10 protein-coding genes and 2 pseudogenes are annotated in these 16968 nt (G+C 66.1%); 3 read left to right on the plus strand and 9 right to left on the minus strand.

Going from position 1 to position 16968, the window contains the following annotated elements; genetic code table 11:
* Positions 1-91: 91 nt before the first annotated feature.
* The 4 genes from treF to AC3WRI_RS00760 all read right to left on the minus strand — a co-directional run bounded on the left by treF (position 92) and on the right by AC3WRI_RS00760 (position 5260).
* Positions 92-1879: an alpha,alpha-trehalase TreF gene (treF, locus tag AC3WRI_RS00745; protein ID WP_492292327.1), complete on the minus strand. Its 1788-nt coding sequence runs from the start codon at positions 1877-1879 to the stop codon at positions 92-94.
* A 121-nt stretch (positions 1880-2000) separates the two neighbouring features.
* A complete protein-coding gene (gene mdtD, locus AC3WRI_RS00750) occupies positions 2001-3425 on the minus strand; it encodes a multidrug transporter subunit MdtD (protein WP_492292328.1) in 1425 nt (474 codons plus the stop codon).
* A 117-nt stretch (positions 3426-3542) separates the two neighbouring features.
* Positions 3543-4661, minus strand: a complete 1119-nt coding sequence (locus tag AC3WRI_RS00755) for a metal-dependent hydrolase (RefSeq protein WP_011617642.1) — start codon at positions 4659-4661, stop codon at positions 3543-3545.
* Positions 4637-5260: a hypothetical protein gene (locus tag AC3WRI_RS00760; RefSeq protein WP_010811037.1), complete on the minus strand. Its 624-nt coding sequence runs from the start codon at positions 5258-5260 to the stop codon at positions 4637-4639. Before AC3WRI_RS00760 ends, AC3WRI_RS00755 begins: the two co-directional genes overlap by 25 nt.
* 277 nt (positions 5261-5537) lie before the next feature.
* Between AC3WRI_RS00760 and AC3WRI_RS00765 the strand changes: the two genes are divergently transcribed.
* From AC3WRI_RS00765 to AC3WRI_RS00775, 3 genes are read left to right on the plus strand one after another with little or no spacing between them, the layout of a single operon-like run.
* On the plus strand, positions 5538-8384 hold the full coding sequence (locus AC3WRI_RS00765; RefSeq protein WP_492292329.1) for an AMP-binding protein: 2847 nt from the start codon (positions 5538-5540) through the stop codon (positions 8382-8384).
* Positions 8385-8443: 59 nt separating this feature from the next.
* Positions 8444-9463: a TerC family protein gene (locus AC3WRI_RS00770; RefSeq protein WP_011617644.1), complete on the plus strand. Its 1020-nt coding sequence runs from the start codon at positions 8444-8446 to the stop codon at positions 9461-9463.
* An 11-nt stretch (positions 9464-9474) separates the two neighbouring features.
* A complete protein-coding gene (locus AC3WRI_RS00775; RefSeq protein ID WP_010811034.1) occupies positions 9475-9900 on the plus strand; it encodes a universal stress protein in 426 nt (141 codons plus the stop codon).
* A 204-nt stretch (positions 9901-10104) separates the two neighbouring features.
* Here AC3WRI_RS00775 and AC3WRI_RS00780 read toward each other — a convergent pair.
* The 5 genes and pseudogenes from AC3WRI_RS00780 to AC3WRI_RS00800 all read right to left on the minus strand — a co-directional run.
* Positions 10105-10249, minus strand: a pseudogene (locus tag AC3WRI_RS00780) (site-2 protease family protein); the annotation flags it as partial.
* A 144-nt stretch (positions 10250-10393) separates the two neighbouring features.
* Positions 10394-11495, minus strand: a pseudogene (locus AC3WRI_RS00785) (IS5 family transposase).
* A 316-nt stretch (positions 11496-11811) separates the two neighbouring features.
* Entirely contained in the window at positions 11812-12207 is a 396-nt protein-coding gene (locus tag AC3WRI_RS00790) for an immunity 50 family protein (RefSeq protein ID WP_136227881.1), read from the minus strand.
* Positions 12204-12488 (minus strand): HNH/endonuclease VII fold putative polymorphic toxin, encoded by a 285-nt coding sequence (locus AC3WRI_RS00795; RefSeq protein WP_492292331.1) that lies wholly within the window; start codon positions 12486-12488, stop codon positions 12204-12206. The genes AC3WRI_RS00790 and AC3WRI_RS00795 overlap by 4 nt, the downstream gene beginning before the upstream one ends.
* Positions 12489-12601: 113 nt before the next feature.
* Positions 12602-16960, minus strand: coding sequence for an RHS repeat-associated core domain-containing protein (locus tag AC3WRI_RS00800; protein WP_492292332.1), 4359 nt, complete (start codon positions 16958-16960; stop codon positions 12602-12604).
* Positions 16961-16968: the final 8 nt, after the last annotated feature.

Consider the following 16968-nt stretch of genomic DNA (forward strand, 5'->3'; position numbering starts at 1 on the left):
CGGCGAAACAGCCCAGTCAAGAGCGACACCCCGACCGCATTGAGCAAATCCCCAAATCCCCCCAACGCGATGCAAGCGCAGTGTGCCCACCTCAGCTCGCCAAATCATCCGCCCGGCATCTTGCCGGCACCTCTCCGTATAGAGCCATCAACGCGCCGGCAATCGCGTTGGTCCAGCCAAAGCCATCCTGCAACGGATACTCGCCCCCGCCCCCTCCCCGGGCCGGCCCTTCGATATGCCGGATGCGGTATTTCTCCACCAGCTTGCATTCATGGGTGTAGAGACTGGCCACGGTCGCCAGCCAGCGCTGCGCAATCTCACGCGCCAGGTCGTCATGGCCATAGCGTGCCAGCCCGCGCACGGCCAGCCATTGCAGTGGCGCCCAGCCATTGGGATGGTCCCATTGCTGGCCCGAAGCACATTCCGTGGTGGCCAGCCCGCCGTCAACCAGCAGCCGGTCCTTCACCGCCTGCGCCACGGCTTGCGCCTGCGACGGCAGCGCAAGACCGAGATAGAGCGGCATCACCATTGCCGCGGTCAGGCACAGCCGCGGCGCGCCGCGGCACCAGTCGTAGTCGACAAAGGCGCCCGCGGTGTCGTTCCACATGTATTGCAGGATGGCTGCCTCGCGCCGCTGCGCCGCCACGCGGTAAGCCTCCGCCGCGGCATCGCCCGCCTGCTCGCACAGCACGGCGAGGCGCGTTTCCAGGTGCCAGAGCAATGCGTTGAGGTCGACCGGCAGCATCGCCGTGGTCCGGATGGTGGCAAGGTCCGCGGGCTGGCCGGTGGGCGTGGATGGCGAATCGAGCCAGCGCGAGCTGAAGTCCCAGCCCGATTCCGCCGCGGCGCGCAGGTCGCGGAACACCAGGTGATGCGGCCGGCCGCTGCGCATTGCGGTCTCCATGTCTTCCAGGAAGGCTTCTTCGCGCGGCCACGGGCGGTCGTCCCAGTAGCGGTTCAGCACCGCGCCGTCGGGCAGGCACACCACCCGTCGGTGCGCGTGGCCCGGCTGCACGCAGTCGGCACCGTCCATCCAGAAGGCGTATTCCCGGCGCAGCTGCGGCAGGAAGTCGATGGCGCTGGCCAACTGCTCGCGCTCGAGCAGGTCCACCATCAGCGCAAACACCGGCGGCTGCGAGCGGCTCAGGTAGTAGTTGCGCGTGCCGTTCGGCACCAGGCCATAGGTGTCGATCAGGTAGGCGAAGTTCCGCGCCATTTCCACCATCAGGTCGCCGCGCCCGCTGCCGGCCAGCCCCTCCATGGTGAAGTAGGAGTCCCAGTAATACAGCTCGCCGAAGCGCCCGCCCGGCACCACGTAGCGGTGCGGCAGCGGCAACAGCGACGACAACGGCGGATGGGCCACGGGCTCGCGCGTCAGCACCGGCCACAGGCCGTCGATATGCTCGCGCAGGGTGCTGGCCGGGTCTGACACGTAGTGGCTCTCCGGCACGGTGGCGCGGGTGAAATGCGCCTGCACGAAATCCGCCAGACAGAAACCCGGCGTGTCGCGCGTTTCGCGGTAGCGTGCCACGATCAGGTCCGGGTCGCAGTTGGGAATGCAGTCAGGGAAGGTCTTGCTGTCGGCAAACAGGCCGCTGTGCTGGACGTCGACGAACAGCTCGCAGTAGCGCGCCGCGGGCGACAGCATGTCGGCGCAAGCGCAGCCGGGCAGCGTGTGCGGCGGCGGGCAGTCCCGGTCCGTGACCAGCGCCGGCTGCGCCGCCGCATGGACCTTGCCGGGCGCCGCCGATGGCCCCGGCACCGCGCCGGCGCCGTCAGGGGTGGCCGGGGCCGTGCGCGGCACCGTGCTGCCGCCGGCAGTGGCGCCGGACGACTGCGGAATGGCGGGTTCGGTCTCGGGCTTGCCTGTCGGCTGCATGGGCGCCTCCTTGCACCGGGCGCTGCCGGCTCATGTGGATAGGAGCCGCGAAGTGCGGGTAAGTTCGCGGCCGCCCCCGCAAAGCGCCCCATGTGTCACGCAGGCGCCCGGGCGCAGGCGTTCACACCTCCTTCTCGCCATGCTGCACCGGTATCGCCGGCGCGGCTTCGCGCACCCCCAGCTGCATGAAGATCCAGGCCGACGCGCACGTGATCAGCCCCATGCAGACAAAGGTGGCATGAAACGCCGGCAGCACCGCCGTGGAATCGCCGCCGAAGCGGTGCTGGAAGGTCGCCAGCAAGGCGCCCGCCGCGGTCACCGCCAGGCTCATCGACAGCATCTGCACCATCGACAACATGCTGTTGCCGCTGCTGGCGCCGGCCCCGCTCAGGTCCTTCAGCGTGACCGTGTTCATGGCCGTGAACTGGATCGAATTGACCATGCCGAACAGCGCCAGCAGCGGGATCAGCAGCCACAGCGGCAACTGCGGCGTGATCAGCGCAAAGGCTGCCATCACCAGCCCCACCACGAAGGTATTGGCCACCAGCACGCGGCGGTAGCCGTGGCGCTGGATCAGGCGCGTGGCCAGGCGCTTGGAGGCCATGCCGGCGGCGGTGACGGGCAACATCATCAGGCCCGCATCGAACGGCGAATAGCCCAGGCTGATCTGCAGCGTCAGCGGGATCAGGAACGGCATCGAGCCATTGCCGATCCGTGCGAACAGGTTGCCCAGCAGCCCCACGCTGAAGCTGTGGATGCGGAACAGCCGCAGCGGGAACAGCGGCTGCTTGCGCCGGTTGGCGTGCAGCCCGTAGGCGGTCAGCGCGGCCATGCTGGCGATCAGCAGCATCAGCACGGTGGCATGCTGGAAGCCCAGCCCGGCCAGCCCGTCGAGCGAGAACGACAGCGACAGCATGGCGATGGCCAGCAGCAGGTAGCCGGCGATGTCAAAGGGCCCGATGCCGGTCAGCCGCGCGTTGGGCATATAGCGCACCGTGGCCAGTGCGCCCAGCAGCCCGACCGGCACGTTGATCAGGAAGATCCAGTGCCACGACAGCACCTGCGTCAGCCAGCCGCCCAGCGTCGGCCCGATCAGCGGGCCGATCATGCCGGGGATGGCGACGAAGCTGAGCGCCTGCAGGTACTGCTCGCGCGGGAAGGTGCGCAGCACCGAGAGCCGCCCCACCGGCAGCAGCATGGCCCCCCCCACGCCCTGCACCACGCGCGCGCCGATCAGGAAGTTCAGCGTAGGCGCGTAGGCGCACAACAGCGAACCCACCACGAACAGCCCGATGGCGGTCTGGAAGATGGTGCGGGTGCCGAAGCGGTCAGCCAGCCAGCCCGATGCCGGGATGATCACCGCCATGGTCAGCGAGTAGGCAATCACCACCGACTGCATCCGCAGCGGACTCTCGCCCAGGCTGTGCGCCATCGACGGCAGCGCGGTGTTGACGATGGTCGAGTCCAGCGTCTGCATGAAGAAGCCGACCGCCACCACCCACAGCATGATGCGGCGGGTGCGGTCGTCGGGCTGGGGTGTGGTCATGTGGCGGGCTCCGGGCCGGCCGGGCCCCGGAATCCCGGTATGCGCCGGCCAAAGCCGACACCTTAAAGGTCTATCGCGGAACAGGCAAATCGATGCGTGGCCAAGCGCCTCGCTGCCCTAGTCCAGGCGCTGTCGCTGGTCCTGGCTGAAATAGGCAAGCCGGTACAGCCGCCACGGTGCCTGCGCACTGTCGCGGCAATAGCCATAGCGGAAGATGTCTTCCAGCGCGGGCAGGTCGTAGCGCAGGTCGGTGAACCAGACGCAGGCGACCGCTGCGCCCGGCGGCACGGATGGCGATGCCCGCATCGCCGTGATGGCGGACAAGGCCGGATAGACCGCGAACTGCCTGAAATCGGCAAAGTCCGGCCGCACCCAGAGCTGCCATGCCAGCGCCTGCTCAGCCAGCGCCTGCTCAGCCGGCGCCTCCAGCAGCTGCGGCCGCTCGGTCCAGACCATGCGCCCGGGCGGTTCGTAGGCCCTCGCCATGGCCGGCAGGCGCCCCAGCACCTGCCATTGCGGCACCCAGGCCCGATGCCCGGCCAGGTTGACGTGGGCGACGCGGTAGTCCGTCTCCGCGCGGGCAATCAGTTTCCAGTTGAACGGAGAGAACGGCTGGGGCAGCGCATCCACGCGCTGCGCCTGGATACCGGCAGTGCGCAAGGATTCGTTGCCCAGTTCCAGCGCCCGTTGCCTGAGCACAGCCTGGACGCCGACATAGGCACACAGCAGCGCCATGCCCGCCAGTGCCGCCCGACCGCGCCACTGCAGCGCCAGCAACAGTGCCAGGACCAGTCCGGACACGACAATGCCGCTCAACAGCGGATCGATCAGGAAGCTGGTGCCAAGGCTGAAGCGCCGTTCGGAGCCGGGATAGAAGATGCGGGTGCCATAGACCGTGACCAGGTCCAGCGCGATGTGGCTGGCCACGCCGAGGCAACTGACGGCGAACGCTTCCCTCCAGGCCTCGCGCCGGTGCGCCGCCAGGCAGAACAGGCCGGCAAGCAGCGCGCCCCAGGCGGGGAGCAGCAGCAGCGAATGGGTCGGCCCCTGGTGCCACTGCGCCAGGAAACGCAGCGGATGGACCAAAAAACCCAGGAAATCGATATCCGGAAAGGCACCGGCCGCAGCGCCAAGCAGCAGGCGTTCGCGCGTGCTGAGTCGCCGGCCGGGAACCTCGGCGACAGGGATGGCGAGCGCGGCCTGCGCCCCCATCAAGGCATGGGTGATCGTGTCCATCCGGACCGGGCTCCCTTGTCGCCAGGGCGGCGCCAGGCCAGGCGCTCGGCGCAGCGCAGTTGCCGTTCGAGCCACGCTTGCGTGTGGCCGGAATCCGGAGAACGGTCGCGTAGCCAACAGCCAAAGGTGGAAAGGAAGATTCCGGTCAGCACGACCTCGCCCAATTCGCGGCGCCAGCCGGATTCGGGCAGGCGCGCCGATTCCCGCAGCCATTGCACGGTGCGGCTGATATGCAGCAGGCCCTGCACCTGCAGATGCACGTGCTCCGGCTGCAGCTTGTAGCGCAGCATCTGGGCGGTGAGCTGCCGGTGCGGGGCCAGCGCCTCGAGCCAGGCGAGGATGGCCTGCTCCAGGCGCTCGCGGTGGGACAGGGCGGCCCAGCCTTCACGCGAGGAAGCGCGCACGAGCGCAAGGTCGGCCCGCTCGAACCAGGCCTCGGCCAGGTCGTCCTTCTGCCGGTAATGCCGATGGATCTGGTCCAGGCCGATGCCCATGTCGTCGGCAACGTCATGCAGGTGCAGGGCATCCCAGCCGCTGCGCTCGCCCAGCATCAGGGCAACCTCCAGGATCCGGCCTGCCAGGGCTGCGTCAGCGTTCATGGCTTTGCCATCCTCGGGAATGCGCGTCCGCGCTCTACCTTCCAGCATAGAGAGGCAACCCGTACGCGGGCGCGGATTTCATTGTCATGTGCACGATGCTGCCGGATCGGCGTGCAGTCGGGGCTTGCCCGCCTGTGCCCGGTTCGGCACCTGCCTCGACAATTTCCGCACGCAGCCTATCTTTAGGGTGTCAGTCCAGGCGTCATCGACAAGGGCCGCCGTGCCAGCCAGCACTCGGCGGCGGCCGCGGTGTCGCGTGGACAGAGGCCGTACGCGCATGAAAGCGGATTCTCCCCCGAGGCAGAACTACGAAGATGCCCTGCTCGGCATCGTGCGGGAGATGTCTTCGGCCATGCGCCCGCCGGCAGAGTCCGAAGTGACGGTCGCGCTGGACAGCACGCTCGAAGGCGACCTGGGCTTCGACAGCCTCACACGCGCCGAGCTGCTGACCCGCCTTGAACACCGCTTCGGCGTCAGCCTGCCGGAGCAGGTGCTGGCCCAGGCCGACACCCCGCGCGCGCTGCTGCGCGCCTTGCTCGCCGCCCAGGACCTGCCGCCCGGAGCGAGCGGCACGCACCTGCGCCAGGCCCGCCCTGCCCCGGCGGCACAGGCGCCCGACAGTGCCGCCACCTTGCCGGACGTGCTGCGCTGGCACTTGCGCAGCCACCCGGAGCGCACCCACATCATCCTGCAGGACGGCGACAGCGCAGACACGCAGATCAGCTTTGCCCAGCTGCACCGCGGCGCTGCGGCCATCGCGGCCGGGCTGGTGTCCCGCGGCGTGAGCGCGGGCACGGCCGTGGCCATCATGCTGCCCACCAGCCCCGAATACTTCTACAGCTTCTGCGGCGTGCTGCTGGCGGGCGGGATTCCGGTGCCGCTCTACCCGCCGGCGCGGCTGGCGCAGATCGGCGACCACCTGCAGCGCCACGCCGGCATCCTGGCCAACGCGCAGGCGCCGGTCCTGATCACGGTGGCACAGGCGCGGCCGCTGGCGGCCCTGCTCAAGGCCAGCACGGGAACGCTGCATAGCGTGCTCACGCCGCAGGAGCTGGCGGACGGCGGCGGCGCCCCGGTCCATCCGATGCTGCGCGCGCACGACATCGCCCTGCTGCAATACACCTCAGGCAGCACCGGCTCGCCCAAGGGGGTCGTGCTCAGCCATGCCAACCTGCTGGCCAACCTGCGCGCCATGGGCAAGACACTGGCCGTCGGCTCGCAGGACGTCTTTGTCAGCTGGCTGCCGCTCTATCACGACATGGGCCTGATCGGCGCCTGGCTGGGCAGCCTGTACTACGCCTACCCGCTGGTGGTGATGTCGCCGCTTGCCTTCCTGGCGCGGCCCGAGCGCTGGCTCTGGGCGATCCACAAGTACCGCGGCACGCTCTCGGGCGGGCCCAACTTCGCCTTCGAACTGTGCCTGCGCAAGCTCGCCAATGCCGACCTGGCCGGGCTGGACCTGTCCAGCTGGCGCTTCGTCTTCAATGGCGCGGAGCCGGTGAGCCTGCAGACCATGCGCGTCTTCATGGAGCGCTTTGCCCGCTACGGCCTGCGCCCGCAGGCTGCCGCGCCGGTGTACGGGCTGGCGGAGGCCTCGCTGGGCCTGACCTTTCCGCCGCTTGGCCGAGGGCTGGCGGCCGACCGCATCGACCGCGACAAATTCACGCGTACTGCCGTGGCCGTGCCCGCGGGCGAACACGGGCCCACTGGCGAGCGCGAGACACTGGAATTCCCGTCCTGCGGCCGGCCGCTGTCCGGCCACGAAGTCCGCATCGTCGACGCCACAGGACGCGAACTGGGCGAGCGGCATGAAGGTCTGCTGCAGTTCCGCGGCCCTTCAGCCACCAGCGGCTATTTCCGCAATCCCGTGCAGACCCGCCAGCTGTTCGACCGCGGCTGGCTGAACACCGGCGACTATGCCTATATCGCCGCCGATGAGGTCTATATCACCGGGCGCGCCAAGGAAACCATCGTTCGCGGCGGCCGCAATATCTATCCCTATGAACTGGAGCAGGCGGTCGGCGCCATCCCCGGCATACGCAAGGGCTGCGTGGCCGTGTTCGGCAGTCCCGATCCGGATAGCGGCACGGAACGCATCGTGGTGATGGCGGAAACCGCAGAGAAGGATGTGCAGGCGCGCCGCGCGCTGCACCGGCAGGCGCTGAAGACCGCCCTCGACGTGCTGGGCATGCCGCCCGACCATATCGCGCTGGTGCCGCCGCACAGCATCCTGAAGACATCGAGCGGCAAGATCCGGCGCGCCGCCTGCCGCGAGCGCTTCGAGCACGGACGCCCCGGCCGCGGCGTGGAAGCGCCCTGGCTGCAGATCGCGCGCTTTGGCTGGCGCGCGCTGCGGCCGGAACTGCGGCGCGGCCGGCAGACCGCCGCGAGCCTGTCCTACGCGCTCTACACCTGGCTCCTGTTCGCAACGCTGGCGCCGGCGACCTGGCTGGCATCGGTTGCGCTGCACCGGCCGGCACTGGGCTGGACGCTCAGCCACCACGCCGCCCGGCTGTTTCTCAGGCTGGGCGCGGTGCCCTGGTTCGTGCAAGGGCTTGAGCACCTGCCGCGCAACCGGCCCTGCATCCTGGTCTCGAACCACGCCAGCTACCTGGACGGCATCGTGCTGGTGGCCGCGCTGCCCACGCCGGTATGCATGGTCGCCAAGCGCGAGCTGCAGCGCCAGCGCATTCCCGGCACCTACCTGGCCAGCATCGGCGCGGACTTCATCGACCGCTTCGATAACGTGCGCGAGCACGAGGATGTGGAGCGCGTGGTGGCCGCGGTGCGCGCCGGGCATTCGGCGCTGTTCTTCCCCGAAGGCACCTTCGGCCGTGCGCCGGGGCTGCAGGCCTTCCGCTCGGGCGCTTTCCTGGCGGCCGCGCGGGCCGGCGCGCCTGTGGTGCCGGTCGCCATCCGCGGCACCCGCTCGGTGCTGCGCGACGGCCAGTGGCTGCCGCGCCGCGGGCCAATCGGCGTGGTCATCGGCAGCCCGCTCTGGCCGGACGGCGCAGACTGGCCCGCCGCCATGCGCCTGCGCAACACCGCCCGCGCCGAGATCCTCCATTACTGCGGCGAACCGGATGCGCGGCGCACGACGCACCGGGATGCGAGGCGGGCCTAGTGCCCCGCGCCGCGAGGAACTTGCCATGACAGCTGCCGACGGAGCAGGACCCTAGCGGCATGGATACCTTTGCCACCGCCCCGATGTGGGCCGGCTTCCTGGTCCTGGTGCTGGGGACGCTGGTGGTGGACGTGTTCGTCCTTGGCGGCCGGCACGCGCACCGCGTTTCAACGCGCGAGGCGCTGGGCTGGACCCTGGCCTGGTCGACGCTGGCGGTGCTCTTCGGCATCGCCCTGTGGTGGCTGCTGGCCGGAAGCGCCGGACGCGAGACCGCAGACCGCAAGGTGCTGGAGTTCTATACCGGCTACCTGATCGAGCTGTCGCTGTCGGTCGACAATATGTTCGTGTTCGCGATGATCTTCGGCTATTTCGCGGTGCCGCCGGAGTTGCAGCGCAGGGTGCTGCTGTTCGGCGTAGTCGGCGCGATCGTGATGCGCGCCGTCATGATCCTGCTCGGCGTGTGGCTGATCAGCGAATTCTCGTGGATCCTCTACGTGTTCGGCGTGTTCCTGCTGTTCACCGGCATCAAGATGCTGTTCGTCTCCAGGCGTGCCCCCGATCTCTCGCGCAATCCCATCGTTCGCTTCCTGTGTGCGCATATGCGGATCACCGCGGACTATCACGGCGAGCACTTCTTCGTGCGCGTCGACGGCCTGCGCCATGCGACACCGATGTTCCTGGTGGTGCTGCTGGTCGAGGCGACCGACCTGGTGTTTGCCGTCGACAGCATTCCGGCCATCTTCGCCGTCACCACCGACCCGTTCATCGTCTTCACCTCGAACATCTTCGCCATCATGGGGCTGCGGGCGCTGTATTTCCTGCTGGCCAACCTGGCGCAGCATTTCCATTATCTGAAGTACGGCCTGGCCATCGTGCTGGCCTTTATCGGCGCCAAGATGCTGGCCGAGCCGTGGTTCCATGTGCCGGTGCACTGGTCTCTCGGCGCCGTCGCCATGACGTTGTTCGTGTCCGTCCTGGTCAGCCGGGCCAGGGCCAGGCGCACGCTTGCGCACGCCGGGGACGAACTGGGCGGCCACTGCGCCCCGCGCGAGCGCAGGGCAGGGAACCGGCGCACATAAGGAGCGATTCCATGAACAAGATCCTGCTTGCGACCGACGGGTCGGCCTATAGCGACGCGGCCGCCCGCTACCTGGTACAGAATCCCCTGTTCAGCCGCGATTTCGTGGTGCACGTGGTGCACTGCGAACCGGATGTGGCTGGCGACATCAAGACCTTCATCGACCGGTCCACCCTGGATGCCTGGCATCGCGAACAGAACGACAAGGCGATGCAGTCCGTGGCGAGCATCCTGGGCGAGGCCGGTATCGCTTGCGAGTGCCACGGCTTCGTCGGCTTCGCACCGGCCCGCATCGTCGAGTACGCGGGCAGCATCGGCGCCAGCCTGATCGTGATGGGCTCGCACGGCCGCGGCGGCTTCCTGGATGCCATCATCGGCTCGGTCGCCAGGCGAGTGCTTGCCCATGCGCACTGCCCGGTGTTGCTGGTCAGGAGCTAGTGCCCTCTGATCGCTGAGAAAACTGGCCTGCTGGCGGTTTGCTTCCCCTCGCAAACCAATGCCTCTAGCTGGCGCGGTTGACTGGGAATTGCTGGAGTCTGGCTACAGATCGCAGGGCACCCGGCGCCTCGCCGGATTGTGCGGCCGGGGCGATTTTACCTCGGTGGCTTGCGCGCCGCCGCAGTGACCGTAACAGTAACGGGCTGGTGCTGTCATTGCCACAGCCCGCCCCCCGCCATCGAAGGGTGAAAGCGGAACCAGGTTAAACAGGTTCAGGAAGAAGCCCGCAATAGGCCAACGCCAGCAGTGACCCGCTGTCGGCGCTACGCTCAAGGTAATAGCAGACTAGCAGGCTGCTGAAGTACTGCCGCACAAACGGAATGCTTTCCGCCTGTGCAGGTAAGCACTGCTTGATTTCACAATCCGGAAGCTATGCGCCCCTGAATCGTTTTTTTCGGCTGTTGGGCGCCCGTTTCCGGCATTCTTGGCCCGCTTACTGCAACTGCGGACGGATTTTTCCCAGCGAACGCATGCGCACGAGGTGTAGGCGGCCATGCTCAGCACGAACATCTGGTCGCCTCGCTTCAGTCCGCGCACCATCACCTGGCGCATGCGCCCGACCGTCTTGACCCAGCCGAAGCCTTGCTCGATCAGCTTGCGCTTTTGCTGCGAGATGGCATATCCCTCGCTGCGGGCAATGGCATCAGGAACCGCCGAGCGCCGACCCGAGGTGTTTTGCGCCACATGCGGCGTCACCTTCATCTCCAGGCAGGCTTGAATGAACTCCTGCGCGTCGTAGCCTTTATCCGCGCCCACGGTGACTTCCACATTCAGATCTTCAGTCACCTGCCTGGCATCGTTGATGCATGACCTTCGCGGGCCTCGCGCTCGGCGTGTCCGTCCGCATTGGTCACCATGGCGCTCACCACCAGGCCGTGGCGGTTGTCGCTCAGGGTATAGCCCATGTAGCGCAGTTCACTCGCAGTCTTGCCCTTGCGGTACAGCCTGGCATCGGGATCGGTCTTGGACTCGTGCGTGTCGTTGCTGCGCTTGCGACCCTTGAAGTTACCGCCGTCGTTATTGTCCTTGTCACCGCCGTCCTTGCGCACAAAGCTCTTGTGGCCTGCCCACGCCTGAATCAGCGTGCCGTCGACGCTGAAGTGCTCCCCCGACAGCCAGTTCTTCTTCTGCGCGATAGCCAGCACCTCGTTGAAGAACTCGATCACAGCATCATGCTTAGTCAGCCGTTCGCGGTTCTTGGTGAAGACCGTTGGCACGCAAACTGGGGCGTCCATCTATAGCCCGATGAACCAGCGAAACAGCAGGTTGTACTGCGTCTGCTCCATCAATTGACGTTCGGAGCGGATGCTGTAGAGCACCTGCAGCAGCATGGCGCGCAGCAACTTCTCCGGCGCGATGCTAGGCCGGCCACCCTTGATGTCGGCCTCGTACATCTGCGCGAACAACCGGTCCATCTTCACCAGCGCCTGGTTGGCCATGGTTCGGATCGAGCGCAGCGGGTGCGACTTCGGCACGAAATCATCCAGACGCCGCATGGTGAACAAACTTTCGGTGAAGGTGTCTCCGCCGCGCATGAATGTGGGGTTGGATGGGGTCCTCAAATCAACGCTTCAGCCAGTTGTCACGCTGACGTCCGCTGGAGGTATTTCAGCGACCTGTTAATCCTTGCTTCAACAATTTCATCCTATCCACACCTTGTGGCAAATCATTTTGTCGCCCCACTAATGTATCGGATATGCCGTCCATCGATCATGGATAACATTGTGGTTCTGATAGCCCGTTGGTCGGGGGCAGGCTGATTGCCGTGACTCAATTCCACAGGGCCTACCGGGTTCGATACGTTACTGATTCGAGGGCGCGGCGTCAGCTTGCGGCCCCTTCGTATGTCTTTCACGGACTGCCAACATGCCCGTAAGTAATGCTCTCGATGCGAATCCAATCACATGAGAATGCCAACGTAGTTTGATTTTTGCATACAAACCGCACAGATACTGATTCTTCCATATCCTCCCATTCGAACTTGTCGATGATGTTCTCATGCCCCCAGTGGCTGAAGGACAAGCAGCTCAAGCCGACAAATGATAGCTTAATATGAACCACGTCATAGTTCTTGGGCCATCGGTCAGGGCAAGATTTTGGCTTCTCTTCAGTTATAAGCTTGACCGATAGCCGCGGCTCATCGCGCTTGACATGGACGTCAGAAAGTTCAGATCCACTAAGTGACGGAAACTCACCATATATGGAAATCATGGCTTTGGGATTCATTAACCTCGCAGTTGTCTTCATTTCTTATTCCGGCAATTGAAATGGTAATGATCGTCCATACCATCGACTTTGCCCGTCCGAGTATTGTCTTCGGGGCGTACATTATGGTGCGACGGCTGGTCGCCAACACCTCCTTCATTGTAGTAGTGCCCTGCCGAGTGGTCTTGAATAATCACATTCTTCCCATTCAACTGATAGGTCAACTCTCTGGTCATGATCGGGTGCTTGTCGTTGCCGAGGATCCAAGCACCGCTTGAGTCAGTTAATGGAACCATTTTCTGACTTGTTGGTTGCTGAGACATTGGAATGCCAAGCTGTCGCCGAACTTCTCTCAGACTAGCGCGCCGCGTCTGACTGCATGCCAGCCCGAGCGGATCAACCCAGCTTATCGGGTTCGGCGCGTACTGATTCAGGTTCAGCCCGCCAGCCAGCCCGATGGGTCTTTGGAGACGAAGCGCCCGGTTCCCGGATCATAATACCGGTGCCGGTTGTAGTGCAGCCCATTCTCGTGATCGTAATACTGCCCCTGGAAGCGCAGCGGATTCTGGATGCCGGCCTTCCTCGCGGCGTTCGAGATTGCCTCCTGCGCGGCACCCCATGCCTTGTACTGCGCGCTCCACGCCAGCTCGCCCGCCTCGTCGGTCAGTTCCTGCGGCGTGCCCAGGTGGTCGCATTGATACCAGGCCAGCGCCTCGAACGGCTGCGGCGCAATCTCGCGGGTCCACAGCGGATCGTCGTCCAGGTCGTAGTCGCCCTCCCAGGCGGGTTCAGGCAGCAGGTCGATGGCCTCGCGCCGCACCGCCTGCGCCAGCGGCACCAAACTGCCCGGCTCGTACAGGTAGTGCGTGGTGCGCTCCGCACCCGGTATTATCCGGAAGTGGTCGCCGACACCGGCCTCGGGTTCCTGGCGGCTCTCCCACGCAAGTTGGTCACCGTCCCAGCCATACAGCGTGAAGGCGCAGCCGTATTCCTGGTTCAGCCGTGCCCGCTCGTTGCGCCGGTAGATTTCGCCGTCATTCTGATTCTCGAAGTAGTTGGCCGATGACGACTTGGACAGCCGCCGCCCAAGTGCGTCGTACCGGTAACGCACCTCCACCTTCGGATTGTGCCAGCCCACCAGCCGGTTGAAGGCATCCCAGGCGAAGCGCTCATGGACACCGTTGACCACGCGCAAACTCAGGTTGCCGCGCTCGTCCCACTCGTAGTGGGTACCGGCGTACTGCTTGAGCAGGTTGTCCACCAGCTTCGGGCGGCCTTGCAGGCGGCTGTGGAACTCGGGCCGGCCACGGGCCGGGTCGGCTTTGAATACGCGCGTGTCGGGGTCGTGCAGCAGATTGCCCGCCGGGTCGAAGTCAAAGGTTTCCACCCCGAGCGCGCTGTTGGCCTCCAGCAGGCGCCCCACCGGATCGTAGCGGTATTGCAGCGTGCCGCGCCGCAGGTCGCGGATGCTGGACAGTTGCCCCGCCGCATCGTATTGGTACTCGCGGCGCAGCATGCGCTGGCCCGCATGGGCGCCCTCGACGTGTGAAAGCGTCTGCTCCAGGAGGCGTCCCGCGGGGTCGTACACCTGCGACTGCGCCAGCCGGTTGCCCTGCGTGCGGGCAATCTCCCGGTGCAGGTTGTCGCGCTCGAACTGCACCAACTCCCGGTCGTCCAGCATCACGCCGTGCACATGGCCCGAGCCGTAGGTAAGCACGCCCACGCGGTGCCCGTCCGGGCGAACGGTGGCGATGCGCTGGTTCAGCGCGTCGTATTCGTGCCGCCACACGGCCACCAGCGGCTCCTTCAGGCAGCGGTAGTGCTGGTGCTCGCGTACCACATTGCCCGCTGCATCGTGGAACCATTGCAGGCGGCTGTCGGCGTTTTCGGCCAGGATCAGGCGCCCGTTGCCGTTATAGGCGAAGGTTTCCGTCAGTACATGCGGCACCCGGTTGTCGGCGTCAATCAGCCCCGCACGGCGGCGCGTGAGGCGACCCATGGCGTCAAAGACGAAATCCGTCATCAGTTGGCCCGAGTCCACCGTCCAATCCAGCAAGCCGCTTGCCGGGTCGTAGTTGTACTCGGTCGTCTTGCCGTCGAAACCGCTCTCGCGCAGCAGGCGCCCCACCGGGTCGTACTGGAATTCGGTGCTGGCGCTGTTCTCGTTGGTGAGCGTGGCCAGCCGTCCCAGCCGGTCCCACCGGTAGCCGAGCGTCTGGCCGGCGGCGTCGGTGCGCTCGGCAATCAGACCGACCTCGTTATAGCGCCAGGCGGTGCGGCGGTGCAGCGCATCGGTGTGCACCAGCAGCCGCCCCTCGGCGTCGCGCTCGAAGCGCTCCACCCGCTGGTCGGGATGGGTAACGCTGGCGAGCTGCCCGGCCTCGTAGTGGTACTGGGTGGCATTGCCCGCCGCATCGGTGAACCTGACCAGTTCCCCGCGCTCGCCGTACTTCCAGGCGCTGGTCTTGCCCGAGCAGTCGGTGTAGCTGGCCAGCTGTCCGGTGGCGGTGAAGGCGAGCTGCTTCTTGCCGCCCTTGGCATCGGTGATCTCCACCGGCAAGCCCGACTTGTTGTAGGCGTATGCTGTCTTGTGCCCGAGCGGATCGATTTCCTCGGTCAGGTTGCCCTTGATATCGTAATCGCGCAGCCACAGCCCGCCCTCGGCGTCGCGGATCTTGATGAGCTGGTCCTTATCATCCCAGGCGTAGTGCACCACGCTGTCGTCGGGGCGGATGTGTTCGACCAGATTGCCGCGCTCGTCGTAGGCATAGCGATCGACCGCGCCATCGGTGTGCACATGCTTGACCACGTTCTTGGCGTGGTCGCGGAAGAACCACTCCGACAAGCCATCCGGGTGCTGGATGCGATAGGTGTAGCCGAGAATGTCGTAGTAATGCCAGGTCTCGTTGCCATGGGCATCGGTAACGTAGGTCAGCCGGATGTTCTCGTCCCACTCCAGGCGGGTATCGAAACTGCCATCGTCGGCCCATTCGCGCACGGCCCTGGCGTCCGGGCCGTCACCTTGCCACTGCAGGTTCATGCCGCGCCCGGTGCGGTCGGTATAGCGCGTGACGAGATGGTGCTGATAGGTGTACTCCCAATGCGCGGCGTTCTCGTCCTGCGCCATGGTGAGGTCGCCCGCATCGTCGTAGGTGTAGCGGGAAAGCTGGCGCACCAGCTTGCTGTCTGCGATCTGCCACAACTCGGCAATGCGGCCCTTGGCATCCGGGCGCACACCAACGTGGGCGAAGACGGTCTCGCCCTGATAAGCGATCACGTCCGACAGCACGGTGTCGCCGTCAATGCGGTGGTCGTAGTGCAGCGCGACACCTGCACCGCTTCTAAGCGTAATGCCGGTCAGGCGGAAGCGCTGACCATGGCGCCGGTAGGTTTCCTGGCTCTCGAAGCCGCGCGCCAGCGTCAGGCCGTTCTCCGACACCCGCACCAGCGTCACGTTATCGATGGGGTCGTGGTGGAACTTGCCCACCGCCGGCAGCGGGTAGTCGTGGCTGCGCCCGTCGGCGGCATGGTAGCGCAGCGCTTCCTGGCCCTCCTTGCGTATCACATCAAAGCGCGTGGTGTACGGCGTGATCCAGCGCGCGCCCTGTTCACCGCCGTCATAGGCGCCCAGGCTGGAGCGGTAGGTGCGCGCCCAGTCGATGGGGAACAGCCCCGGCAAGACAAAATCGGTGTGCGACAGCGTTTCGTCGCCCATTGCAAAACTGATGCTGTTGGTGCTGCCCGCCGGCGCGGGACAGTTCTTGCAGCCGGGGCTGGCCTTGGCCGGCGCCTGGTGGCTGCTCACCTCCAGTTCGCCTTCGTGGCCGGTCTTGCGGGCCTGGCTGGTTTGCTTCGGGTGGACGTTGGCGGCCTGATGGTTGCCTTTCCTCTTGCGCCAGGCAGCCACCGCCTGGACCAGCATCGACAGCAGCCAGCCAATGCTGTGCTGTAGCCTCGGGTCGGCGAGCCTGGTCATCTGCGCGCGCAGCACGGGCCCCATGGTCCGCAACTGGCCGACATGGGCCACCACCGTCTGCCGGATTTCGGCCGGCATGCCAACCTTGACCGCCGTGTTGACAACGGCCTTGCCAGCGGCCTTGTAGGCGTTCCAGGTAGCGTTCAAGAAGTTGCCAATGGCCTTCTTGGGATCATGCAGGAGTTGGCTGGCACCTTCTCGTGCCTGGCTGACCGCTGTTTGCGCATTGCCGGCAGCGTTGAGCTTGCCCAGCGCCACCTTCTCCAGGCCGCCGGCGACCTCCAGCACCATCTTCTCGCCCAGCACCCCGGCATCATTGAGAATGGTGGCGAGCTTGGCCTGCGCCTTGGCCACGAAGTCATCGATCTCACCGATGATGGTGGCGTTCAGGTGCCCGACCAGCACCTCGATGATCCCATCCCCCAGCGCGGCCTTGGCCGCCTGGCGTAGCTCCTGGCGCACCAGCGCCAGCGTCGGGCGCAGGCTCATCCTCGCGGCGGCCATGGTCGGCGGCGCGGGCAACACGCCGATCAGGTTGATGCCCAGGCTCACCCAGTCCAGGAAGTTCTGCGACTTGGTGCGTACCAGCGTGACGACATCGCCCAAGGCGTCGACCAGCGCGATAATGTTGCCCACCACCGGCAGGCTGCCCGCCACGGTCTTGATGCGCTCCAGCGTCACGAGGCCGCCGCTGGCGCTTTGCAGCCAGGCGTCGAACCTGGCGGCGCCCTTGCCGATGTCCTCGAGCGCGATGGTGTTCAGGGGCGCGACGGCGGTTTGCGGCTCGCGCGGCTTTGCTGCGGGTGTAGGTTCAGCCATAGGTCAAG

This window comes from Cupriavidus sp. FW305-27 (assembly GCF_058787995.1).

Coding starts and splice junctions, on each gene's coding strand:
- treF (WP_492292327.1), bottom strand. CDS start 1,879: ATGCAGCCGACAGGCAAGCCCGAGACCGAACCCGCCATTCCGCAGTCG.
- mdtD (WP_492292328.1), bottom strand. CDS start 3,425: ATGACCACACCCCAGCCCGACGACCGCACCCGCCGCATCATGCTGTGG.
- AC3WRI_RS00755 (WP_011617642.1), bottom strand. CDS start 4,661: ATGGACACGATCACCCATGCCTTGATGGGGGCGCAGGCCGCGCTCGCC.
- AC3WRI_RS00760 (WP_010811037.1), bottom strand. CDS start 5,260: ATGAACGCTGACGCAGCCCTGGCAGGCCGGATCCTGGAGGTTGCCCTG.
- AC3WRI_RS00765 (WP_492292329.1), top strand. CDS start 5,538: ATGAAAGCGGATTCTCCCCCGAGGCAGAACTACGAAGATGCCCTGCTC.
- AC3WRI_RS00770 (WP_011617644.1), top strand. CDS start 8,444: ATGGATACCTTTGCCACCGCCCCGATGTGGGCCGGCTTCCTGGTCCTG.
- AC3WRI_RS00775 (WP_010811034.1), top strand. CDS start 9,475: ATGAACAAGATCCTGCTTGCGACCGACGGGTCGGCCTATAGCGACGCG.
- AC3WRI_RS00790 (WP_136227881.1), bottom strand. CDS start 12,207: ATGAAGACAACTGCGAGGTTAATGAATCCCAAAGCCATGATTTCCATA.
- AC3WRI_RS00795 (WP_492292331.1), bottom strand. CDS start 12,488: ATGTCTCAGCAACCAACAAGTCAGAAAATGGTTCCATTAACTGACTCA.
- AC3WRI_RS00800 (WP_492292332.1), bottom strand. CDS start 16,960: ATGGCTGAACCTACACCCGCAGCAAAGCCGCGCGAGCCGCAAACCGCC.